Origin of the sequence: Streptococcus mitis SK564 (assembly GCF_000148525.1) — a bacterium.
Taxonomy (GTDB): domain Bacteria; phylum Bacillota; class Bacilli; order Lactobacillales; family Streptococcaceae; genus Streptococcus; species Streptococcus mitis_H.
Genome location: NZ_AEDU01000020.1, coordinates 1 through 23,155, shown reverse-complemented (window position 1 = coordinate 23,155; position 23,155 = coordinate 1). Strand labels below are relative to the sequence as shown.

The 23,155-nt window shown below is 40.6% G+C and carries 20 protein-coding genes; all 20 read left to right on the top strand.

Going from position 1 to position 23,155, the window contains the following annotated elements; translation table 11 throughout:
- Window positions 1-2,112: tail fiber domain-containing protein (locus SMSK564_RS09305; RefSeq protein ID WP_029690314.1), on the top strand; the 2,112-nt coding region annotated here is incomplete at its 5' end.
- Window positions 2,109-2,321, top strand: coding sequence for a hypothetical protein (locus SMSK564_RS0102615; protein WP_001087651.1), 213 nt, complete (start codon window positions 2,109-2,111; stop codon window positions 2,319-2,321). The genes SMSK564_RS09305 and SMSK564_RS0102615, both read left to right, overlap by 4 nt.
- Entirely contained in the window at window positions 2,311-3,021 is a 711-nt protein-coding gene (locus tag SMSK564_RS09300; RefSeq protein ID WP_000996833.1) for a hypothetical protein, read from the top strand. The genes SMSK564_RS0102615 and SMSK564_RS09300 overlap by 11 nt, the downstream gene beginning before the upstream one ends.
- 208 nt (window positions 3,022-3,229) lie before the next feature.
- Window positions 3,230-3,454 (top strand): hypothetical protein, encoded by a 225-nt coding sequence (locus SMSK564_RS13705; protein ID WP_000111032.1) that lies wholly within the window; start codon window positions 3,230-3,232, stop codon window positions 3,452-3,454.
- Window positions 3,441-3,773, top strand: coding sequence for a phage holin (locus tag SMSK564_RS09290; RefSeq protein WP_001186135.1), 333 nt, complete (start codon window positions 3,441-3,443; stop codon window positions 3,771-3,773). Before SMSK564_RS13705 ends, SMSK564_RS09290 begins: the two co-directional genes overlap by 14 nt.
- A 2-nt stretch (window positions 3,774-3,775) precedes the next feature.
- Window positions 3,776-4,762 (top strand): N-acetylmuramoyl-L-alanine amidase family protein, encoded by a 987-nt coding sequence (locus SMSK564_RS09285; protein WP_000238871.1) that lies wholly within the window; start codon window positions 3,776-3,778, stop codon window positions 4,760-4,762.
- A gap of 504 nt (window positions 4,763-5,266) precedes the next feature.
- Entirely contained in the window at window positions 5,267-6,409 is a 1,143-nt protein-coding gene (gene tgt / locus SMSK564_RS09280) for a tRNA guanosine(34) transglycosylase Tgt (RefSeq protein WP_001285237.1), read from the top strand.
- A 100-nt stretch (window positions 6,410-6,509) separates the two neighbouring features.
- A complete protein-coding gene (locus tag SMSK564_RS09275; protein ID WP_001220859.1) occupies window positions 6,510-8,327 on the top strand; it encodes an acyltransferase family protein in 1,818 nt (605 codons plus the stop codon).
- Between the two features lie 151 nt (window positions 8,328-8,478).
- Window positions 8,479-9,630, top strand: coding sequence for an N-acetylglucosamine-6-phosphate deacetylase (gene nagA / locus SMSK564_RS09270; RefSeq protein ID WP_001134549.1), 1,152 nt, complete (start codon window positions 8,479-8,481; stop codon window positions 9,628-9,630).
- 162 nt (window positions 9,631-9,792) lie between these two features.
- The gene (locus SMSK564_RS09265; RefSeq protein ID WP_000649458.1) at window positions 9,793-10,851 is read left to right on the top strand and encodes a zinc-dependent alcohol dehydrogenase family protein; all 1,059 of its coding nucleotides are present in this window, start codon (window positions 9,793-9,795) and stop codon (window positions 10,849-10,851) included.
- Window positions 10,852-11,000: 149 nt separating this feature from the next.
- Window positions 11,001-11,366 (top strand): DUF1033 family protein, encoded by a 366-nt coding sequence (locus tag SMSK564_RS09260; RefSeq protein ID WP_000286413.1) that lies wholly within the window; start codon window positions 11,001-11,003, stop codon window positions 11,364-11,366.
- A 76-nt stretch (window positions 11,367-11,442) separates the two neighbouring features.
- Window positions 11,443-12,384, top strand: coding sequence for a competence type IV pilus ATPase ComGA (gene comGA, locus SMSK564_RS09255; RefSeq protein WP_000249544.1), 942 nt, complete (start codon window positions 11,443-11,445; stop codon window positions 12,382-12,384).
- A complete protein-coding gene (gene comGB, locus SMSK564_RS09250; protein ID WP_080554204.1) occupies window positions 12,305-13,348 on the top strand; it encodes a competence type IV pilus assembly protein ComGB in 1,044 nt (347 codons plus the stop codon). Before comGA ends, comGB begins: the two co-directional genes overlap by 80 nt.
- Window position 13,349: 1 nt before the next feature.
- On the top strand, window positions 13,350-13,673 hold the full coding sequence (gene comGC / locus SMSK564_RS09245; protein ID WP_000738639.1) for a competence type IV pilus major pilin ComGC: 324 nt from the start codon (window positions 13,350-13,352) through the stop codon (window positions 13,671-13,673).
- Complete coding sequence (gene comGD, locus SMSK564_RS09240) at window positions 13,636-14,070, top strand: competence type IV pilus minor pilin ComGD (RefSeq protein WP_000933093.1); 435 nt, start codon at window positions 13,636-13,638, stop codon at window positions 14,068-14,070. The genes comGC and comGD overlap by 38 nt, the downstream gene beginning before the upstream one ends.
- On the top strand, window positions 14,033-14,335 hold the full coding sequence (comGE, locus tag SMSK564_RS09235; protein WP_255260766.1) for a competence type IV pilus minor pilin ComGE: 303 nt from the start codon (window positions 14,033-14,035) through the stop codon (window positions 14,333-14,335). Before comGD ends, comGE begins: the two co-directional genes overlap by 38 nt.
- A complete protein-coding gene (comGF, locus tag SMSK564_RS09230) occupies window positions 14,298-14,759 on the top strand; it encodes a competence type IV pilus minor pilin ComGF (protein ID WP_000250518.1) in 462 nt (153 codons plus the stop codon). Before comGE ends, comGF begins: the two co-directional genes overlap by 38 nt.
- The gene (comGG, locus tag SMSK564_RS0102610; RefSeq protein WP_000265627.1) at window positions 14,737-15,150 is read left to right on the top strand and encodes a competence type IV pilus minor pilin ComGG; all 414 of its coding nucleotides are present in this window, start codon (window positions 14,737-14,739) and stop codon (window positions 15,148-15,150) included. The genes comGF and comGG overlap by 23 nt, the downstream gene beginning before the upstream one ends.
- A 32-nt stretch (window positions 15,151-15,182) precedes the next feature.
- Window positions 15,183-15,770 carry a class I SAM-dependent methyltransferase gene (locus SMSK564_RS09225; RefSeq protein ID WP_000679791.1) on the top strand — a complete coding sequence of 196 codons (588 nt, stop codon included), beginning with the start codon at window positions 15,183-15,185 and terminating at the stop codon, window positions 15,768-15,770.
- 454 nt (window positions 15,771-16,224) lie between these two features.
- A partial coding sequence (locus SMSK564_RS09220; protein ID WP_000466189.1) for an accessory Sec-dependent serine-rich glycoprotein adhesin occupies window positions 16,225-23,155 on the top strand: 6,931 nt, incomplete at its 3' end.

The following is a 23,155-nucleotide window of genomic DNA, read 5'->3' as shown; positions in this document are numbered from 1 at the left end:
GATGACCCTCGTTATTCGAGGGGAGAGATGGCCTTGTATGACGACGCTGGAAACAATAACTATTCTGTGCGTAGGATTAAACTTGAAAAAGGTACTCTAGCGACAGATTGGAGTCCAGCGGTTGAGGACACTGATGGGCTTATCACTGAAGCTAAGGCTACCTTCGAGCGGACAGCTCAGGGCTTGCGAACCGATTTATCAGCTATTCAGGAATATGTCAACAAAGACGGTCAGCGACAGGAAGCATTACAGAGCTATGCTCGTGAGGAAAGCGCAAAACAAGCGACGGCTGTACGTGAACTGGTAACGAAGGACTATGTAGGCAAAGCGACTTATCAGGAAACTGTAAGAACTATTGAGAACAAGTTCGAAGCTATCACGAATCCACAAAATGGTTCGATTGCTACTCAAATTGCTAACTACAAGAAATCAGTTGATGGTAGATTTGCAGATATCACCTCACTGATTTCTGGTAAAGCCAACCAGACTGACTTCCAGCGTGTAAAGGAAACCAGTCAGCTTTACGAGCGGATTTTGGGCAATACTGAAAATGGAATTGCGGATAAGGTTGCTCGTATGGCCATGACCAATCAGCTGTTTCAGGTTGAAGTTGGCAAGGCATTTGCGGAACATCAGAATTTATTCTTAACCTCAACTCTCACTAAAGGATTTTTAGGGAATAATGGAATCATTAACGTAGCGAATGCTACAGAGAAGGAGGTTACATCCGATTTCATTTCAGTGAACCCAAATGAAAAAATTATTTTCCAGCACTGGGTAACTCTTCCTGAGAATGGAATGGCTTGGACCGCTTGGCAATTTTTCGATAAAAACAAAAATCCTATTGATAACCGTAAACCAGGCTTAAATGCTTATAAAAAAACTGTAGGCAAACAACACAACATCAATCAAATCACTGTACCAACGAATGCTTATTTCGTCAGATTCTCAGCTCGTATGTACGATGATGGTTTGATAAAAGTAGAACAGGGATCAGCTCCATCTGATTACTCAGTAGCACCAAATGATGCTCTTGAAGCTGTGAAAACCGTCCAAAGACAGTTGGCTGGCTCATGGGCTGTTCAGAATCTAACTAGTGCAGGTTCAATCGTTTCTCAAATCAATGCGACGAACAATCAAATTTTGGTTGAAGCTGAAAAGATTCGATTCAAAGGTAAGACCTTAGCTGATCAACTGACAGCTATTGACGGTTATTTCAAACGATTATTCGTCGGTGAAGGGAACTTTGCGACCTTGAACACAGAGGTTTTGAAGTCCAATTCAATTACAGCAGATAAGTTAGTCATGGATATGGCCATGGCAAGACGTTTTGTTTCAAGCGATATCTTCACGAACACGCTTGCTTCTAAAACTGCGTTTATAAACCAACTTCAATCGGTCATTGTATCATCTACTCTTCTTGAGGGGTATAAAGGCTGGATTGGTGGATTCCAGATCGGTACTCACAATTCAGGTTCTGGCCGTTGGATAACCGGTCGCAATCAATTTGCTGTCGGGATAGGTGATGGTGAAGGTGGCAGTGGTCGTACTGCACTATGGGTCAATTGGGGGTATTCTTGGAGCTCACCAGGTACTGAGGCTTGGTTTGTAAAAAACAACGGCAAGATGTTCTGTTACAACACCGCTGAATTTTGGAGCACACCAGTTATTCACGGTGACTTGAAAGTTACAGGAAGAATTCGTTATGATAGTGGTGTTTGGATTTATTCTGGTGAATACGAGAAGATTGGACGAAGCAGTAAAGATTATTTTTATCTGGAAAAAGCCAGTGGTGCCAGAGATTGGTTCCCAGCTTGGAACGATACTTCTGACCGCAGACTTAAATCAAACATTCAAGAGAGTAGTGTTTCAGGGGTTGATGTTATTAATCGTTTGAAAACGTATAGTTACCGAAAAGAATTTAATAATGAGGTAGAGGATATCTCATGCGGTATCATGGCTCAAGATGTGCAGAAGTACGCTCCAGACGCCTTTCGTGAGGGTCCAGATGGAGTTTATACATACAACACATTTGCATTGGTACCTTACCTAATTAAAGCCATCCAAGAATTAAATCAAAAAATAGAAAAAATGGAGAAAACAATAGCATGAATAGCAACATGGACGCAGTAGTAAATCAGTTAACACTTGATTCACTGACTAAAAAGCTAGCAGTCAGTGAGCAAGAATCAGCTAAGAATGAAGCTCTTTATTTGTATGCAGCAAGCGAATTGCATACGATGAAAGAGGTTCTAGAATACGACCCAGCTCTAAAAGAGTTATTTGAAGAAGTGAAAGGAAAAATGACAAATGGCAATTAATAATTATGAACTAGCAAGCAAGCCTTATACTCGAGGATTTGGAGATAATATCAAGACAGTAGTTGAAATTCGTTTATCAGAAGGCAATCGCTACAGCACGAACATGCGCGAACTTTCAGGAGATCGCACAAGTGAACCAGAAGATGTTTTGATTCAAGATGTGCTGGATATCCTAAAAGCTGAGCTAGATCCAGGCAGTGCCATCGTCAAAACACAGGCTAAACTGCAAGAAGCAGAACAGAAACTGGCTGAGGCTGAGCAGAAAGTAGCTCAAGCTCAAGCCAATCTTGAACAAACCCAAGAGAAATTGAGTCAAGCAGAAGCGAAGCAAAATGACCTTGAAGCATTTGCGAACCGCATTAATAAAGTAGTGCGAGTGATGGCTCAAGATTCTATCATGGGTGAAAAAATCGCCTACGGAACAACCTACAAGGAACTTGTCGAACTCTTCCCACTTGTTGAGGAAGGCAAGGCTTATCAACCAGGTGATATGTTTGTCGTTGAAGATCCTGAACACGCTGAATTGAATGGCGAGGGCAAGCGTGTCTTGATTCAGACAAATCAGGCTTTCACTTACAAAGGCGAATCTCTCAAACAACTTGAAGGTGGACCATCTCAAAATGGCCTTCTTGCGATTTGGAAGTGGGATGGCCAAAAGAATGGAAGTGATCTTGATACCACTAGAGTTCCTGGACAGTAGATTGGAAGTGGTCTGATTGGAATTACTAGCATTTCTGGATAAATTGAGTCCGATTCTAATCGTGATCATTCCTAGCTATTTTTCGTTTAAAAGCACGCAGAATACAAAAGAGACTGACAAGTAAATCAGTCTCTTATCTGACAAAATTAGCGCTATTGAAAAGACAGTCTCAAACGTTGAGAACATTGGCAAAGATAATAGCAAAGGATTGAGTGTTATTGGAAAAGGTCTTCAAAGATTACAGCGTTTTCGATTGCAAGAAAACCTAAAAAAAGCAATTAGACGAGGCAATACCAATCAGCATGAGATTGAGGAATTGTCTCGTCTTTACGAAAGTTATGTCGAGCTTGGTGGAAATGGAGCCATCAAGGTACTGTATGAAAAATTTCTAGCATTGGAAATTGTGGAGGAAAATATAAATGCAACAGATTAACGAAATCATCACAAACGGAGCAATCAGCATCCTAGTCATTTTGATTGGCATTGCAGTCAAGGCAGTCAAAGACTACCTTATTAAGAAGGGTGGTGAAAAGACTGTCAAAATTGTCGAGATTTTGGCTAAGAACGCAGTAAATGCCGTGGAGCAGGTCGCTTCTGAGACTGGGTACAAGGGCGAAGAGAAGCTGGAGCAAGCACGAGCTAAAATCCGTGCTGAACTTGGCAAATATAACATTAGTATGACTGACAAGGAACTTGATACATTTGTCGAGGCATCGGTTAAAGAAATGAATGATGCGTGGAAGGAGCAGTAGACATGGTCAAAATCATCAATAATACAATTTTTAATGGAATTGCAGGTTCACGTCCAACTGAGAAGCCAAAATACTACGTCATGCACAATGATGCTGGAAGAAAGACCCCTGAGAGCTATATAGAGTGGCTCCAGTCACGGTATGATAATGGCCAGTCTGAACTTGGATTCGCTCATTACTACATTACTAGTGATGCAATCGCTCGCGTTGAAGATACTTACAATGGTTCTTGGAGCGCTGCTAACTATGATGCTAACATGAACTCTATCAGCTATGAAGTCTGTCAGCAACTCAATGCAACAGATGCCGAGTTCATTGAAAATGAAAACATGGTATTGCGACAAATGGCCGAAGATATGACCTATTATGGTGATACTCCGAACTATTCAAACATCAAGTTCCATAATGAATTTTCAAGTACCTCATGCCCTGCTCGTTCTCTGGAATTGCATGGTGGTTACAATGATAGCTTGCGTGACTATGTTATTGCTAAAATCAAACATTATCAATCCCTTGGTTCAACCGTCCAAGAAATGCTTGCGAAAGAAGGCAACCAAGAAGGTTGGAAGAGAAATTCAACTGGCTGGTGGTATGTCAATGCAGATGGTTCTTATCCAATAAACAAATGGCAGAAGATCGATAATGTCTGGTATTACTTCGATAGTAACGGCTACATGAAAGCTAACACATGGCACAAGCATTCAGACGGATACTGGTATTACTTACTTCCTAATGGCGCTATGGCTACAGGATGGGTGCTTATCAGTAACAAGTGGTACTACTTCAAAGAAGACGGTAAGATGGCCACTGGTTGGGTTAAGTATAAGGAACACCTATACTATCTCGATTACCAAAAAGGAGAAATGGTATCAAATGCATTTGTAAAATCAGCAGATGGCACAGGTTGGTACTACCTCAAATCAGATGGAACAATGGCAGACAAACCAGAGTTCACAGTCGAGCCTGATGGCTTGATCACTACGAAATAATTAAAAAAATAAAATGAAAGGAAAATTTTTCTAAAACGTGTATCTACCGCAGGCTCATGCTTGCGGTTTTTTTGTTTGTCTAAAAAAGGTTGGATTTAAAATCCAAGAAATGTAAATCCAATAAACGCATTTCAAATTCGTAAAATCATCTTTTCGGAGGAATAGTAATTTTGTCAAAAATAAAAAACAGTGAAATTACTCACTGATCATTTTGTAAACTATTAGAATTAAATTACAACCTTCTCAACTATACGGGCAAATGTGGTATGAAAATGAATACGAAGATGAATACGATTTAAAAAAATGACAGCAATTAATGAAAATGATTTTAAAGGAAAATAAATAAAAACCCAACTTTTGACAAATAACGGAAAGTATTTGTAAATACCAATTCTTTATACCATAGTTCGTGACAGTTCCAGCTTTTTTTGATAAAATCATACAGTATGCCCTTGGGCACAAAGTATGAACTGGGACTGTCTTTCCCAGCTTCGGAGGTAAAAAATGTCAGATTCACCAATCAAATACCGTTTGATTAAGAAAGAAAAACACACAGGAGCTCGTCTGGGAGAAATCATCACTCCCCACGGCACCTTCCCAACACCTATGTTTATGCCAGTTGGGACACAAGCCACTGTCAAAACTCAGTCGCCTGAAGAATTGAAGGAGATGGGTTCGGGAATTATCCTGTCAAACACCTATCATCTCTGGCTTCGTCCTGGAGATGAACTCATCGCACGCGCAGGTGGTCTCCACAAGTTCATGAATTGGGACCAACCAATTTTGACAGATAGTGGTGGTTTTCAGGTTTATTCCTTAGCAGATAGCCGTAATATCACAGAAGAAGGTGTAACTTTTAAAAACCATCTCAATGGTTCTAAGATGTTTCTATCACCGGAAAAAGCTATCTCTATTCAGAACAATCTAGGCTCAGATATTATGATGTCCTTTGACGAATGTCCTCAGTTTTATCAACCATACGACTATGTTAAGAAATCAATCGAGCGTACCAGTCGTTGGGCTGAGCGTGGTTTGAAGGCTCATCGTCGTCCGCATGACCAAGGGTTATTTGGAATTGTGCAAGGGGCAGGATTTGAAGACCTTCGTCGCCAATCGGCTCATGACCTTGTCAGCATGGACTTCCCAGGCTACTCTATCGGTGGCTTGGCAGTAGGAGAAACCCACGAAGAGATGAATGCTGTCTTGGACTTCACAACTCAACTGCTACCTGAAAACAAACCTCGCTATTTGATGGGTGTGGGAGCGCCAGATAGCTTGATTGATGGGGTCATTCGTGGGGTGGATATGTTTGACTGTGTCTTGCCGACTCGAATAGCTCGTAACGGGACTTGTATGACCAGTCAGGGACGTTTGGTTGTAAAAAATGCCCAGTTTGCTGAGGACTTTACACCACTGGATCCTGAGTGTGATTGCTACACATGTAAGAACTATACACGCGCCTACCTTCGTCACCTGCTCAAAGCTGATGAAACCTTTGGTATTCGCTTGACTAGCTACCACAATCTTTACTTCTTGCTTAACCTGATGAAGCAAGTGCGACAAGCCATCATGGATGACAATCTCTTGGAATTTCGTGAGTATTTTGTGGAAAAATATGGCTATAATAAGTCAGGACGTAATTTCTAAAATGGAATTGATATAAGCTAAAAATCCTAAGTTTTCTCTTGGGATTTTTCTTCTTTTTTTGATAGAATAAAGTGTACAATGAAAGGAAGAATAAACTCGTATGCGCATTAAATGGTTTTCCTTGATTAGGATTACAGGTTTACTTTTTGTACTCTTGTATCACTTCTTTCAGACCATCTTTCCTGGAGGATTTTTCGGGGTAGATGTTTTTTTCACATTTTCAGGTTTCCTGATTACAGCTCTACTCATCGAAGAATTTTCTAAAAATCATGAAATTGATTTGATAGGATTTTTTAGGAGACGTTTTTATCGGATTGTGCCACCTGTGGTTTTGATGGTCTTGGTAACCATGCCTTTTACCTTTCTAGTTCGCCAAGATTATGTGGCTGGAATTGGGGGTCAGATTGCGGGTGTTTTAGGTTTCATGACCAACTTCTATGAACTTCTAACAGGTGGGAGTTATGAATCACAGTTCATTCCTCATTTGTTTGTTCATAATTGGAGCTTGGCCGTTGAGGTTCACTACTATATTCTTTGGGGATTGGCAGTTTGGTTCTTATCTAAACAGGCTAAATCAAATGGTCAGTTGAAGGGGATGATCTTTCTTTTATCTGCCACTGCCTTCTTGATCAGCTTTTTCTCCATGTTTATTGGTAGTTTTCTAGTAACCTCTTATTCCTCTGTTTACTTCTCCAGTTTAACTCATGTCTATCCATTCTTTTTGGGAAGTATCCTAGCAACGATTGTAGGCGTTCGTCAGACGACTTCCCTCGTCAAGCAGTTGAATAAAATCTGGGATTTACGAAAGACCCTGTTGGTTTTTGGAGGCGGTTTTGGCTTCTTACTCATTTTGACCTTCTTTGTCAAATTTACCTATCTCTTTGCCTATCTTATAGGCTTCTTGCTTGCCAGTCTTGCAGCTCTTACTATGATATTGGCAGCGCGTGTCTTACATGAAAAGACTCCTAACGTACAGGAGCCAAAGATAATTAGCTTTTTAGCGGATACTAGCTATGCGGTTTATCTTTTCCATTGGCCTTTCTACATCATTTTCTCACAGTTGACCTCAAATCTTCTTGCTGTGTTACTGACTCTGATTTGTTCTTATGGATTTGCCAGTCTTTCATTTTATGTATTGGAGCCGTGGATTGTAGGCAAGAATACACCTGTTTTACAAACTCTTCGTCCCCTGCCTTATATTCACGCAATTCTTGCAACAAGTACAGGAATCTTGGCCTTCATTGTCCTCTTAGTGACTTTGTTGGCACCACAAGTGGGAGCTTTTGAGACAGACTTAACTGTCAATGGTTTGAAGCAAGCTGCAACAAATATTAACCAAACCAAGGTGATGACAGAACGGGCAGATGCAAACAGTTTGGGAATTGCTGATGGTACTATGTTAATTGGTGACTCAGTGGCTCTAAGAGCTAATACAGCCCTGCAGACAGCCCTTCCTGGAGCACAGATTAACGCGCAGGTCAGCAGAACAACCAAGACTGCTGATGAAATCATGCTAAATAATAGCCAGAATAAATTTTTACCTAAGATGGTGGTCATTGCAACAGGGGTAAATAATCCTGAAAATTACAAGGAAGATTGGGACAGTATCGTAAAAAATCTTCCTAAGGGCCACCATATGGTTTTGGTGACTCCTTATGAGGGAGATAAAACAAAAGAGACCTATGCCATCGTTGAGAAGGCTGCTGCCTATATGAGAGAATTGGCAGAGAAGACTCCTTATATCACCATTGCTGATTGGAATCAAGTTGCTAAGGAACATCCAGAGATCTGGACAGGAACAGACCAAGTCCATTTCGGAAGTGACAATAGTAAGATTGAAGCCGGAGCAAAATTGTATGCAGAGACCATTGCTACAGCCTTGCAAACAGCTCAAGACAAGCCAGTCAAATCAAAATAACTTGTATTAAAAAGAGAAGAGTTGGAGAAATCCAGCTCTTTTAAAATATCTCTAGAAAATAGGTCTATACCATTTACAAATGAATCAGAAAGGTTTATAATGTAATTGACATAATAAATATCAAAAGTAATCTTTTAAGGAGGTCATTATTATGCCTAATTACGTTAAAGCGGATCAGTTTTTCTATCCATTTGGCATTCGTCGCGGTGGGTACTTAGAACTTGTTGATGGCAAATTTGGGAAACATGTGGATCAAATTCCTGAAGGAGCAGAGGTTCTTGACTATACTGGTTATAGCATTGCACCAGGTCTTGTGGATACTCATATTCATGGATATGCAGGTGTAGATGTGATGGACAACAACATTGAAGGTACATTGCATACTATGAGTGAAGGACTTCTTAGTACCGGTGTTACCAGTTTCTTGCCCACAACTTTAACAGCCACTTATGAGCAATTGCTTGCAGTCACTGAAAATCTTGGAAACCATTATAAAGAAGCAACAGGTGCTAAGATTCGTGGGATTTATTATGAAGGTCCATATTTCACAGAAACTTTTAAGGGGGCACAAAATCCAACTTATATGAGAGACCCGGGTGTTGAGGAGTTTCATTCTTGGCAGGATGCTGCAAAAGGGATGCTAAATAAAATCGCTATTGCACCAGAACGTGATGGGGTGGAAGATTTTGTACGTACTATTACAGGTGAAGGTGTGACAGTTGCACTTGGACACTCAGATGCGACATTTGAGCAAGCTAAGAAGGCAGTTGATGCTGGAGCTAGTGTATGGGTACATGCCTATAATGGGATGCGTGGTTTAACACACCGCGAACTAGGTATGGTAGGAGCTATGTATGAGCTCCCACATACTTACGCAGAATTGATTTGTGATGGTTATCACGTAGATCCAAAAGCTTGTGAGATTTTACTTAAGCAAAAGGGGACAGAAAACATCGCTCTTATTACGGACTGTATGACAGCTGGTGGGCTTGAAGACGGTGACTATATGTTGGGAGAATTCCCTGTTGTAGTAGCAAATGGAACTGCACGTCTCAAATCTACTGGTAATTTGGCAGGTTCTATCCTCAAACTTAAAGATGGTATGAGAAATGTAGTCGAGTGGGGTATTGCAAATCCACACGAAGCGGTCATGATGGCCAGCCTTAACCCAGCAAAATCTGTTCACATTGATGATGTTTGTGGCCAAATCCGTGAAGGCTATGATGCGGACTTTATCGTATTAGATAAAGATTTGGAATTGGTAGCAACCTATCTAGACGGTGTGAAACGTTATCAAGCATAAGAGGGAAAGCAGAAGTTAGAGACTAGCTTCTGCTTTTTTATCTATATTAATTTACCGGTAAATAAAAAAGTTAAAAAAATCACAAAAATACTTGAAGAAACAAATGAAAAGGATTACAATTATATTATAAATAGTACAAATAAAAAAACGGAGGAGTGCTTTATGAAAGCCTATACTTATGTTAAACCAGGACTTGCTTCTTTTGTTGATGTAGACAAACCAGTTATTCGCAAGCCAACAGACGCTATTGTGCGTATCGTAAAAACTACTATTTGTGGAACAGACCTCCATATTATCAAAGGGGATGTTCCCGCTTGCCAAAGTGGTACCATTCTTGGTCACGAAGGGATTGGGATTGTTGAAGAAGTTGGAGAAGGAGTTTCGAATTTCAAAAAAGGCGACAAGGTCTTGATTTCTTGTGTCTGTGCCTGTGGTAAATGCTACTACTGTAAAAAAGGAATTTATGCCCATTGTGAAGACGAAGGGGGCTGGATTTTCGGTCACTTGATTGACGGTATGCAGGCTGAATATCTACGTGTCCCTCATGCAGATAACACTCTTTACCACACTCCAGAAGACTTGTCAGATGAAGCCTTGGTTATGCTATCAGACATTCTGCCTACTGGATATGAAATTGGTGTCTTAAAAGGGAAAGTAGAACCTGGTTGTAGTGTAGCCATTATTGGTTCAGGTCCAGTTGGTTTAGCAGCTCTTTTGACAGCTCAGTTCTACTCACCAGCTAAATTGATTATGGTAGACTTAGACGATAACCGCTTGGAAACTGCCCTATCATTTGGTGCGACTCATAAGGTTAATTCTTCAGACCCTGAAAAAGCTATTAAAGAAATTTATGATTTGACAGATGGACGTGGTGTGGATGTCGCTATCGAAGCTGTTGGTATTCCTGCAACATTTGATTTCTGTCAAAAGATTATCGGTGTAGACGGAACAGTTGCCAACTGTGGTGTGCATGGTAAACCAGTCGAATTCGATTTGGACAAACTTTGGATTCGCAACATCAATGTAACAACTGGTTTGGTATCTACAAATACCACTCCACAATTGTTGAAAGCACTTGAAAGTCATAAGATTGAACCAGAAAAATTGGTAACTCACTATTTCAAACTCAGTGAAATTGAAAAAGCCTATGAAGTCTTCAGTAAGGCAGCAGACCACCATGCCATCAAGGTCATTATCGAAAACGATATTTCAGAAGCTTAAGTAGTGAAAACATTTTGGAACATAAGCAAATAGAAATTCAGTCATCATAAGATGGCTGGATTTTTTATCAAAAAATTAAGAAATGAGCATATTTCTTTCCTTGTTTGGCGGAATTAGTTATAATATACGGTACAAAGGAATGAATGAATATGTATCGTGTTATAGAAATGTACGGAGATTTTGAACCGTGGTGGTTCTTAGAAGGTTGGGAAGAAGATATTGTAGCAAGTAGAAAATTTGACCAGTATTATGATGCTCTCAAATACTACAAAACTTGCTGGTTTCGATTGGAGCAAGAATCCCCTCTTTATAAAAGTAGAAGTGATTTGATGACCATTTTTTGGGATCCAGAAGACCAACGCTGGTGTGATGAATGTGACGAGTATTTACAACAATACCATTCTTTGGCTCTTTTACAGGATGAGCAGGTTATTCCAGATGAAAAACTACGCCCAGGCTATGAAAAACAAACAGGTAAGGAAAGGCACCGTTCTTGCCGTATGAAATTAAAATAGAGAAAAAGTAACTTTTTTGGAGTTGCTTTTTTTATTTTCCCAAATCTTTGCGAATAGTATAGGTGAGGAGGTAAGTATGGTTCAAGAAATTGCACAAGAAATCATTCGTTCGGCTCGGAAAAAAGGGGCGCAAGACATTTATTTTGTCCCCAAGTTAGACGCCTATGAGCTTCATATGAGGGTAGGAGACGAGCGCTGTAAAATCGGCTGTTATGATTTTGAAAAGTTTGCGGCCGTCATCAGTCACTTTAAGTTTGTGGCAGGTATGAATGTTGGAGAAAAGAGACGTAGTCAACTTGGTTCCTGTGATTATGAATATGACCAGAAGATGGCGTCCCTACGTTTGTCTACTGTAGGCGATTATAGAGGGCATGAGAGTTTAGTCATTCGCTTGTTGCATGATGAGGAGCAGGATTTGCATTTTTGGTTTCAGGATATCGAAGAACTGGGTAAGCAGTATAGGCAACGTGGTCTCTATCTCTTTGCTGGTCCGGTCGGCAGTGGCAAGACGACCTTGATGCATGAATTGGCCAAGTCCCTCTTTAAAGGACAGCAAGTCATGTCCATCGAAGATCCTGTCGAAATCAAGCAGGACGACATGCTCCAGTTGCAGTTGAATGAGGCGATTGGACTAACCTATGAAAATCTCATCAAACTTTCCTTGCGTCATCGTCCTGATCTCTTGATTATCGGAGAAATTCGAGACAGCGAGACGGCGCGTGCTGTGGTCAGAGCCAGTTTGACAGGGGCGACAGTCTTTTCAACCATTCATGCCAAGAGTATTCGAGGTGTTTATGAGCGCCTACTGGAGTTGGGTGTGAGTGAGGAGGAATTAGCAGTCGTTCTGCAAGGAGTCTGCTACCAGAGATTAATCGGGGGAGGAGGAATCGTTGACTTTGCAAACAAAGACTATCAAGAACACCAGCCAACTAGCTGGAATGAGCAGATTGACCAACTTCTTAAAGACGGACATATCACAAGTCTTCAGGCTGAAACGGAAAAAATTAGCTACAGCTAAGCAAAAAAATATTATCACCCTGTTTAACAATCTCTTTTCCAGCGGTTTTCATCTGGTGGAAACTATCTCCTTTTTAGATAGGAGTGCTTTGTTAGACAAGCAGTGTGTGACCCAGATGTGCACGGGTTTGTCTCAGGGAAAATCATTCTCAGAAATGATGGAAAGTTTGGGATTTTCAAGTGCCATTGTCACTCAGTTATCCCTAGCGGAAGTTCATGGGAATCTTCACCTGAGTTTGGGAAAGATAGAAGAGTATCTAGACAATCTTGCCAAGGTCAAGAAAAAACTAATTGAGGTAGCGACCTATCCCTTGATTTTGCTAGGTTTTCTTCTCTTAATCATGCTGGGGCTACGGAACTACCTACTCCCACAACTGGATAGTAGCAATATTGCGACTCAAATCATTGGCAATCTGCCACAAATTTTTCTAGGAATGGTAGGGGTTGTTTCCATACTTGCCCTTTTAGCACTAACTTTTTATAAAAGAAGCTCTAAGATGCGCGTCTTTTCTATCTTAGCACGCCTTCCCTTTCTTGGAATCTTTGTGCAGACCTATTTGACAGCCTATTATGCGCGTGAATGGGGGAATATGATTTCGCAGGGGATGGAGTTGACGCAGATTTTTCAGATCATGCAGGAACAAGGTTCCCAACTCTTTAAAGAAATCGGTCAAGATCTGGCTCATGCTCTCCAAAATGGTCAGGAATTTTCTCAGACGATAGGAACCTATACTTTCTTTAGGAAGGAATTGAGTCTCATCATCGAGTATGGGGAAGTCAAGTCTAAGCTGGGGAGTGAGTTGGAAATCTATGCTGAAAAAACTTGGGAATCCTTTTTTACCCGAGTCAATCGCACCATGAATTTGGTGCAGCCACTGGTCTTTATCTTTGTGGCTCTGATTATCGTTTTACTTTATGCGGCAATGCTCATGCCCATGTATCAAAATATGGAGGTAAATTTTTAAAATGAAAAAAATGATGACATTCTTGAAAAAAGCTAAGGTTAAAGCTTTCACTCTGGTAGAGATGTTAGTGGTCCTTTTAATCATCAGCGTGCTTCTCTTGCTCTTTGTACCTAATTTGACCAAGCAAAAAGAAGCAGTCAATGACAAAGGAAAAGCTGCTGTTGTTAAGGTGGTAGAAAGTCAGGCAGAGCTTTATAGCTTGGATAAAAATGAAGATGCTAGCCTAAGTAAGTTACAAGCAGATGGGCGAATCACAGAAGAACAGGCTAAAGCCTATAAAGAATACCATGCTAAACAAGGTACCAGTCAAAGTGTTTCAGATTAAGGCCTTTACCATGCTGGAAAGTCTCTTGGTTTTGGGTCTTGTGAGTATCCTTGCCTTGGGCTTATCAGGCTCTGTCCAGTCTACTTTTGCGGCGGTAGAGGAGCAGATTTTCTTTATGGAGTTTGAAGAACTCTATCGGGAAACCCAAAAACGCAGTGTAGCCAGTCAGCAAAAGACAAGTTTGAGCATAGACGGACAAACCATTAGCAATGACAGTCAAAAGCTGACAGTTCCTAAAGGAATTCAAGCACCATTGGGACAAAGTATCACATTTGACCGAGCTGGGGGCAATTCGTCCCTGACTAAGGTTGAATTTCAGACCAGTAAAGGAAAGATTCGCTATCAATTATATCTAGGAAATGGGAAAATTAAACGCATTAAGGAAACAAAAAATTAGGGCAGTGATTTTACTGGAAGCAGTAGTTGCTCTAGCTATCTTTGCTAGCATTGCAACTCTTCTTTTGGGACAAATTCAAAAAAATAGGCAAGAAGAAGCAAAAATTTTGCAAAAGGAAGAAGTCCTGAGGGTAGCTAAGATGGCCTTGCAAACAGGTCAAAATCAGGTAAACATCAACGGAGTTGAGATTCAGGTGTTTTCTAGTGAAAAAGGATTGGAGGTCTACCATGGTTCAGAACAGTTGTTGGCTATCAAAGAGCCATAAGGTCAAGGCTTTCACTTTGTTGGAATCCCTGATTACCCTTATTGTCATCAGTGGAAGCTTACTCCTCTTTCAAGCCATGAGTCAGCTCCTCGTTTCAGAAATTCGCTATCAGCAGCAAAGTGAGCAAAAAGAGTGGCTCTTATTTGTGGATCAGTTGGAGGCAGAATTAGATCGTTCACAGTTTGAAAAAGTGGAGGGCAATCGCCTCTATATGAAGCAGGATGGCAAGGATATTTCTATAGGTAAGTCTAAATCAGATGATTTTCGAAAAACTGATGCCAGTGGACGAGGTTATCAGCCTATGGTTTATGGCCTCAAATCAGCTCAGATTACAGAGGACAATCAATTGGTTCGCTTTCATTTTCAGTTCCAAAAAGGCTTAGAAAGGGAGTTCATCTATCGTGTGGAAAAAGAAAAAAGTTAAGGCAGGAGTCCTCCTCTATGCAGTCACCATGGCAGCCATCTTTAGTCTTTTGTTACAATTTTACTTGAACCGACAAGTCGCCCACCATCGAGACTATACTTTAAACAAAGAAAAACTAATTGCGTTTGCTATGGCCAAGCGAACCAAAGATAAGGTTGATAAGGAAAGTGGGGAACAGGTCTTTAATCTAGGTCAGGTAAGCTATCAAAACAAGAAAACTGGCTTGGTGACGACGGTTCGTACACCTAAGAGTCAATATGAGTTTCTGTTTCCTTCAGTCAAAATCAAAGAAGAGAAAATAGAGAAAAAGGAAAAGGTAGCGACCGATTCAAGCGAAAAAGTGGAGAAGAAAAAATCAGAAGAGGAGCTTGAAAAGAAAGGGAATTTCTAGCCAATCAAACTACTTTGTGCTAAACTAAAAATATGAAACATGATTTTAACCACAAAGCAGAAACTTTTGATTCCCCTAAAAATATCTTTCTTGCAAACTTGGTTTGTCAAGTAGTCGAGAAACAGATTGATTTTCTATCAGACAAAGAAATTTTGGATTTCGGTGGAGGGACGGGTCTATTAGCCTTGCCCCTAGCCCATCAAGCTAAGTTCGTTACTCTTGTAGATATTTCTGAGAAAATGCTGGGGCAAGCTCGCTTGAAAGCGGAGCAGCAAGACATCAAGAATATCCAGTTTTTGGAGCAAGATTTATTGGAAAATCCCTTGAAGCAAGAGTTTGATCTCATTGTTGTTTGTCGGGTTCTTCATCATATGCCCGATTTGGATGCGGCTCTCTCACTGTTTCATCAACATTTGAGGGAAGATGGACAACTCCTACTTGCTGATTTTACCAAGACAGAAGCTAACCATCATGGATTTGAATTGGCTGAACTGGAAAACAAGCTAATTCAGCACGGTTTTTCATCTGTGCATAGTCAGATCCTCTATAGCGCTGAAGACCTGTTTCAAGGAAATTACTCAGAACTCTTTTTTACAGTAGCCCAAAAATCACTCGCCTAGTCAGGGAGTGATTTTTTAGGTACGACGGTCATGATGTTCATCTGAGGTGTAAGTCCTCCGTGGGCACCTGCTACCGGTGAACCAAATAGCGATTCCAAAGTCTGATTATCATGAGATAGTAGAGGGAGGAAGGGATAGCGAAATCGTGGCTCTACGAACAGAAAGAGCATAGCGAGTTGTATACAGTTTTGAAGTTTTTTGTCTGTTTTACTAGTTTTATACCGAAAATATACACACTATCTCCGATATATATATATTGAATAAAGCGATTTGCTGATTTTATTACTATTTTTGGCGTGGTTCGATTTATGGAAATATCAATGTTAGATAGCCTTATACATAGAATTGAATAATAAAACTTTTTTATCATGAGCTTATATTGAGTTGACTTAATATATTCAAAGAAGTAGAATATAATTAGGGAAAAATACTTTTTTAGAAGAAGGAGTTAAATATGTTTTTTAGAAGACAAAAAGGTGAATATAGGGAGACGGATCGTGTGACCCGTTTCAAGTTGATCAAGTCAGGTAAGCATTGGTTGCGTGCCTCGACCTCTCAATTTGGTCTCTTTAAAGTCTTGCGTGGTGGTGTAGATGCTGCTCAGGTAACAACTGAAATGATCGAAGAGCAATCAGCAAATACACTAACAGGATTGGATATCCTGAAAGGGATAGCCGCAGCAGGGACGGTACTTGGAGGAGCAGTTGCAACACAAACAACTGTTTATGCCCATGACGCCCTTGAAAAGACAGTAGAGGCCAAGGAAACACTTGCGAATACAGATACAGTAACTTTGGGAACAGTAAAAGATCAGGAGGGGGCTCAAGCCGACAGCTTATCAGTTTCTGTCAGCCAAAGCCAATCCTTGTCTGAGGAAGCTTCCAAGAATGCAAGTAAGCATCTTTCAGAAAGTGAAAGCCAATCAGTAAGTACTTCAACAAGTGCTTCAACAAGTGCTTCTGTATCAGCCAGTACATCTGCTTCTGCAAGTGCAAGTACAAGTGCATCTGAGTCAGCCTCAACAAGTGCTTCTCAATCACAAGCTGGAGTAACTTCTGAACTTGCAAAACCAGTAGCATCAGAAACAGCTTCAAACAAAGAGACATCTGTTCGTAAGGAAGATGCAGCTAATGCGACAGCTGGCGCAGCTCTTTCAAAAGTTATCACTGAAAGCCTCGCATCTCTACAAGCAGTTGAAACTCGTTTGAGCCAAATCACATCAACGACTTCAAGTTTGGTGGATACAACGACAACAGCTGCTGTAGCGACTACAGTATCTGCTGAGAGCAACAAGAAAGCGCAAGAAGACCGTAAACGTCTATCTAAAATCTCAGCGACTATGGGTGAATACCTCGCTAAGTCTATCGGTCTGCCAAATACAGAAGCAGCGGTTGCTAAGGTTAATGCAGCTGTAACAGCTATCGAAGAAGCGCTGAAAAATCCAAATGCCGACTTGACAGATGTTATCAAGCAAGCCACATCTGCGCAAAACTCAATCGTCAACGCTGTGCTCCGTGCTAATAACGGTAAACGTAGCGCCTTAAATGGTAAAGCAATGGAGAGAGGGGCTAATTTTAGGGTTGCACCAGGTGGGGCAACTGAAAATGATCCTACCAGTGCAAATTATGGTTTCTCCACAGCTACAGTTGGATATGTAGTAACGAAAAATGATGCAACTGCCCATTCATCTGCAGCTCGCAATATATATAAAGAAGGAACCTATCTTTATGCTACGCAAGGGAGACAGGCGAATAATGAGCCACCGGGCAGAGCGAATGTTCCTACACGTGTTGAGGTTAGGACAATCAAGGATCAGGTGTATATGACTTCTACCAGACATGGAAATACGACCGATTGGGAAGTTACTTTCAATGATGGTGGTGAACAACACGATAATCCGTTTTTCTACTTTACAGTTCCCAAAGGGCATACTGTTACACATATGGAGGTCCTTAGAAAAGATAGTGCCAATGCTAAATGGCAAACTTTGGCTAATAGTAATGGACATCAAGCATTCTTAGATATAGATAAAGGAAACGGTAACTATCGCCCTGCTATAGGTAATGCTTGGAATAACCAAGGTGGTTATTATTATGACAATGTAGCTGGTGTCGGACCAGGAGGGGTAGGAAGAGGTAATCTTACGAGTCTAAGAGATTTTGCCTTTAATAATCCAGAAGTCTATTATCAGACAGATAAAATATCAGATACTACTAAAGAATCGGGAGATTTTGCCTTTGATAGCATTGAAAATGCTACAGCAAATATTTATGCTCTTCACCCTAAGGGAAGTCTCCAAAGAGGTGGTTATAAAATCAAATACACCACTACGAGTTCGGGCGATACCAATGATTTTTATATGGCTGGATTCCGATCTTTGGAAAATTCGCGCCATAAAAATTACCTTCAAATGAATGGTTCGAATGAAAGATATGTATTAAAATTGAAAAGTGGTATCAAAAACACTTTTTTGAAACATGGTAGATTGGGAGATTTAGTTAACGGGCCTTATATTGGTAGAATAGCCAATGCTTATGATAGACATACAAAGACAGAGACGGCTATCCCAGCGTTATCACCTGGTGAATCTGTTACCTATTCTATTAAAGGTAGGGGGGATAGTTCTACTTGGATTCAATATCGTGGTAATACTACAAGTATCCCATTTTCTAAGGGAGCAGCCGAATTGACAGTTTCAGTTCCTAAAGTTGGAACTCGTACGCTTCCATTTAGAATTGTTACTCAGTCTGATGTTTATGAACCTGTGATTGATAAGACAGTGACGACGGCTACTGTTTTAAAGGGAAAAAATATTAATCCTGTATCTGTTATCCAGCGAATTGATGATAAATCTCGAGATATCCCAGGATTTGTACAACCTGATGACATGAATGATTATAATCGGGAGATTAACGGAGGAGGAAACACTGCTAAAGCTCTTCCAAACACTGCTGAAGGAACAGGTGATAATTTAAGTCGCTTAAACGTCAAGCGTGTTGAATGGGTAGGTGGCAGTAATCAAATTGGTTCGGGTATAGGGGAAACTATGGCTGTGAAAGCCATGTTAAATGGTAAGGAAGTTTACTTACCTGTGCCTGAGGATATGGATATATCAAGATTAGGGACTGCCTTATCTGAACGAGATAAACAAGATGTCCTCGCCCACAATGATTTACAAGAGAAAGCTAGGATTACTGGTACTAAAGTAGGATTGACTAAGCAACTTAAGACCATTTATAAAGATGATGAGGGTGGCGATTCAGTCGATGTTTCGGAAGTATTCTTTGAAAACGTTGAGAAGGCTAGAGCTACAGCTCCTCGTGTTGATCCTAAGAGTGATGGTAGTGTAGTTGTTAGTCCAGTGACCGACAATGATAAGATAAATATATCTTATACACCGACTACGTCTACAACTGCTAACATTACTCAAATTACGATTAAAAAATCTGGAACTACATGGGAAAATACTGATCCCCTTCCATCTGGTGTGACTTTAGATAAATCGACTGGTCACCTGACTATCTCTGAAGAGGCGGTTAAAGATAAAACAGATGTAACAGCTACATCTTATAACTTCAACTCAGATGGAGCTGTAACCAGAGCTACTGCAAAGGCTCCGTATCAAGCCAAATCAGACCGTTTTTATGCCGTGGAAGGTGAGGATAAGAATCAACTCAACGCTCGTGACTTTGTTGTAGATGGTGATGGTAGAGCACTACCTTCAGGGACAAGTGTTAAGTGGAAAGATAGCACCCTAGATTTATCAACTCCTGGTCAGAGAAAAGCAACCTTGCTCGTTACTAAAGGAAGTGAGACTAAGGAAGTTGAGTATAGCTATACTGTCTTAGAAAAGGTTAAAGCGAGAACTGAAAATGAAGTCGCTGGTAAGTTCTTTGCCTTTAAAGGAACGCAAGGATCAGACCTTGCTAAAGTCGGCGGAGGAAAATGGGCTAATCCATATGGTAGAAATATAGAGGGATATACAAATCTCAATGATTTGAAAGCTGAAAGTAGAGATGTTAAATGGTTCTATAAGTATCGTTTAAATGGTACAGAATCGGAGAGAACAACTACTGTTGGCAGAGACACGTTTGGTGAAGTATGGTATACAACCAAGGAGGTTTCAAGCTGGCCGGATCCTGTAAGTCACAAGACGACCTATACTGTGACAGCTGTCTATCCAACAGGTCGCTTCGGAACTCCATCAGCTAACGATCAGGCTCTGACAAGCGAGACAACTTTTGAGTATACGGTAGTTGATCCAGTAGCCAAGCAAGAGTATGTTACAACCGTTGGGAATACAGGACCTTTGACTGAGATTATTAATGCCCCAGGCAAGGCGATTAAGAATTCTAGAGATGGTGTGCCGATTCCTAGTGGGTCAGAGGAAGCTACTAGAACTACCTACAGATGGGGAACAACCCCAGGTGCTAGCACAGTCAGTACTCCTGGTATCAAAAAGGAAGATGTTACAGTTACCTTACCCAAAGGAGCTCAAACTGAGAATAACAGTCATGCAATCGTTCCTGTAACCATCAAAGTCAGACCAAACCCACCACAAATATCAGCTCAACTATCCAATACAGGAGGGCTTCCGAGTCGTGATATTACTGTTACAAATGCTCTACCAAATGCGCAGGTTACCTTGACAATCGGTGGCAATACTCTTACTAAAGAAGCAGATGGTAATGGAAATGTAACCTTCCCTTCTACCGATGTTGCAGACAGCAATGGTCTTCTTCCAAGAGGAAACGTAACAGTTAAACAAAGTAAGGAATTTAGAAACCCTGTAACGAATACAAATGAAACTTTGGAATCAGATATAAGACGTGTTGAAATCAGTAAGGAAACTGAAAAACCACATGTAAAATACAAAGTCACAATTGATGGTAAAGAGCCTAAGAAAGATACTTCAGGTCAGTATATTTTCTATGCCGGAGATGAAATTAGGGTTGAGTATAGCGCTACCGATAATAGTGGAAAATTGAAAAGAGTTACCTTTAACAAGGGAGATACAGAGTTATCCAATTTCTTTGATGATACAATGAATCAATATGGAAGTGGTGCTGTAACTAAAATCGAAAGTATTGTAAACCAAGATCAAACCACAAGGGTAACGATAGGTAAAGCCAAAGATGACTTACAATATAATTCAGGGCATAAATGGACGCGACACATTAAGGCGATAGATCCAAGTGATAATGTAAGTGATACTAATCTAGATGAAGCGAAGTTTGTTATTCAACAAGGACGTTTGGCGGATAAATTCAGAGGAACGCAGCCAAGAGATGCGGTTGTAGTTGCCAATCCAAACTCCTTGACAGAGCCAGAACGTGCTAAGATTCTTGCGGCAGTGAAGGCAGCTAATCCTAAAGATACGAATCGTATTAAAGATGGAGATGAAGGCTATAGAATATCAACAGATGGTACCGTAACAATCACTTATAAGGATGGTACTTCTACTACGGTTCCACCAAAGGTAAAATATGGTGTTGAGAAAGTAGCAGATAAGTTTTATGCAATTAGTGACGAAACCGTAGCAAGTCTAAATCCAAAGGATTTTGTTCGTGGAGTGGGGAATCAACCTTTACCAGCAGGAACAACTGTTACGTGGAAGAAAGGAAGTGAGCCAACGTTTGATACAGTTGGAGATCGTACAGCTACTCTCCTGGTTACACATCCAGATGGGACGACTGATGAAGTTGCGTATAACTATACAATTTATCCAAAAGTTGAAACGAAGACGAATAATGGCTTGACAGGCGAGTTTGAAATTCTTAAAGGGTATAACCATATAGGTGGGCATACTCAACTGTATACAAACTTGGATAATCCTGCCTTCCCTAGAGGAACAAACTGGTCTTATCGTTACAATACAGAGGATGGTGTTACCGAAACAACAGGAAATCAACCTACCTTTAGTACTATATGGAAAAACGACACGCTAGGTAAGGAAACCTATACTGTAAAAGCGACATATGGTGTTAGTCGTTTTGGAGCAGTTACAGCAACTAACCCAGTTCTTTCAAGTGAAGTTACATTTAACTACACTGTATTAGAATATACTGCTAAGCAGGTATTTGAAACAACAGTTGGTGATACAGCACCTCTTGCAAGCATTATTGCCAATGCCAAGAAAGCTGTTAAGCCGGTTGATGGAAGTCCAGAAGCTCTTGCTCCTACTGGGTTTGAATGGGATACTAATCAAACTCCAGACGCAGCAACAGTTGCGAATCCAGGTTATGTGACAAGAAATGTCAAGATGACTTTGAGAGATTCTAGTGGTAGAGAAAGAGCGGTCACTATCCCTGTAACTATCAAAGTCAACCTAAAGACACCACAAATCGCAGATGATCAAGTAACAAAAAAAGGTGGTCTTCCAAACCGTAGTATTACTGTGACAGATGTGACACCAGGTGCGACAGTGAGCTTGAGAATTGGAAATAAGATTTTTACTCCGAAGGCAGTACCAGTTGGTACTACAAGTGTTACATTTGGAGCGGATGAATTAGCAGATAGTAACGGTTTGCTTCCAAAGGGGAACGTAACGGTTACGCAAACTAAAGATGTAACGACTCCTACTGGAGGACCAGAGACCCTCAGCACATCAACGACTAAAGAAATTACTAAGGAAACTGACGCACCGACGATTAAGTACAAGTTACAGATTAAAGATAAAGATAGTAAATGGGTTGATGTACCGAAGAAAGTTGTTCGTCAAGGAAAAGCTGAAGGGTATGAAATATTTGCTGGTGATGAATATCGTGTAATTGCTGAAGCCAAGGATAACAGTGGTAAAATCAATAAGTTGGAAGTTTCAGATAATAGATCTACTCAGACAAACTTTATTGATCCTAACTATGCCTCAGGAGGAGCGATAACTTCTATCACAAGTGTGACAGAAGCTACGGAAACGACTCCAGCGAAGATTGAAGTTACTGGTACATATAATGCAGATATAAGATGGGAATCAGGTAATTTTTGGACACGTAAATTTATCACGAGAGACTTGAGTGGTAATGAAACAGAGACTCCAGCTTTCCTTGTTGCTCAAGGGGAATTAAGAAAAAAATTCCCAGCTCAAGTACCAGCAACAGTTCAAGTAAGCAATACAACAACCTTATCTCGAGAAGATAAACAAAAGATTCTTGAGGCGGTAAAAGCAGCCAATCCAAAAGATGCAAACCGTATTAAAGATGGAGATGAAGGATATAGAATATCAGACGATGGGACTGTAACAATCACTTACAAAGATGGAACGCAGAATACAGTGAAACCACCAGTGTCGGATTCGGACTTTAGATCGAAATCAGCAAGTACGTCAGCTAGTCAGTCAGCATCGACAAGTGCGAGCCAATCAGCAAGCACATCAGCTAGCCAGTCAG

What these genes read in the sequence shown, in the direction of transcription:
- SMSK564_RS0102615 (WP_001087651.1), top strand. Translation starts at nt 2,109, where the DNA reads ATGAATAGCAACATGGACGCAGTAGTAAATCAGTTAACACTTGATTCA.
- comGF (WP_000250518.1), top strand. Translation starts at nt 14,298, where the DNA reads ATGGTTCAGAACAGTTGTTGGCTATCAAAGAGCCATAAGGTCAAGGCT.
- tgt (WP_001285237.1), top strand. Translation starts at nt 5,267, where the DNA reads ATGTCAGATTCACCAATCAAATACCGTTTGATTAAGAAAGAAAAACAC.
- SMSK564_RS09285 (WP_000238871.1), top strand. Translation starts at nt 3,776, where the DNA reads ATGGTCAAAATCATCAATAATACAATTTTTAATGGAATTGCAGGTTCA.
- SMSK564_RS09265 (WP_000649458.1), top strand. Translation starts at nt 9,793, where the DNA reads ATGAAAGCCTATACTTATGTTAAACCAGGACTTGCTTCTTTTGTTGAT.
- SMSK564_RS09225 (WP_000679791.1), top strand. Translation starts at nt 15,183, where the DNA reads ATGAAACATGATTTTAACCACAAAGCAGAAACTTTTGATTCCCCTAAA.
- comGE (WP_255260766.1), top strand. Translation starts at nt 14,033, where the DNA reads ATGGGAAAATTAAACGCATTAAGGAAACAAAAAATTAGGGCAGTGATT.
- comGC (WP_000738639.1), top strand. Translation starts at nt 13,350, where the DNA reads ATGAAAAAAATGATGACATTCTTGAAAAAAGCTAAGGTTAAAGCTTTC.
- comGD (WP_000933093.1), top strand. Translation starts at nt 13,636, where the DNA reads ATGCTAAACAAGGTACCAGTCAAAGTGTTTCAGATTAAGGCCTTTACC.
- nagA (WP_001134549.1), top strand. Translation starts at nt 8,479, where the DNA reads ATGCCTAATTACGTTAAAGCGGATCAGTTTTTCTATCCATTTGGCATT.
- SMSK564_RS09275 (WP_001220859.1), top strand. Translation starts at nt 6,510, where the DNA reads ATGCGCATTAAATGGTTTTCCTTGATTAGGATTACAGGTTTACTTTTT.
- SMSK564_RS09290 (WP_001186135.1), top strand. Translation starts at nt 3,441, where the DNA reads ATGCAACAGATTAACGAAATCATCACAAACGGAGCAATCAGCATCCTA.
- SMSK564_RS09260 (WP_000286413.1), top strand. Translation starts at nt 11,001, where the DNA reads ATGTATCGTGTTATAGAAATGTACGGAGATTTTGAACCGTGGTGGTTC.
- comGB (WP_080554204.1), top strand. Translation starts at nt 12,305, where the DNA reads ATGAGCAGATTGACCAACTTCTTAAAGACGGACATATCACAAGTCTTC.
- comGA (WP_000249544.1), top strand. Translation starts at nt 11,443, where the DNA reads ATGGTTCAAGAAATTGCACAAGAAATCATTCGTTCGGCTCGGAAAAAA.
- SMSK564_RS09300 (WP_000996833.1), top strand. Translation starts at nt 2,311, where the DNA reads ATGGCAATTAATAATTATGAACTAGCAAGCAAGCCTTATACTCGAGGA.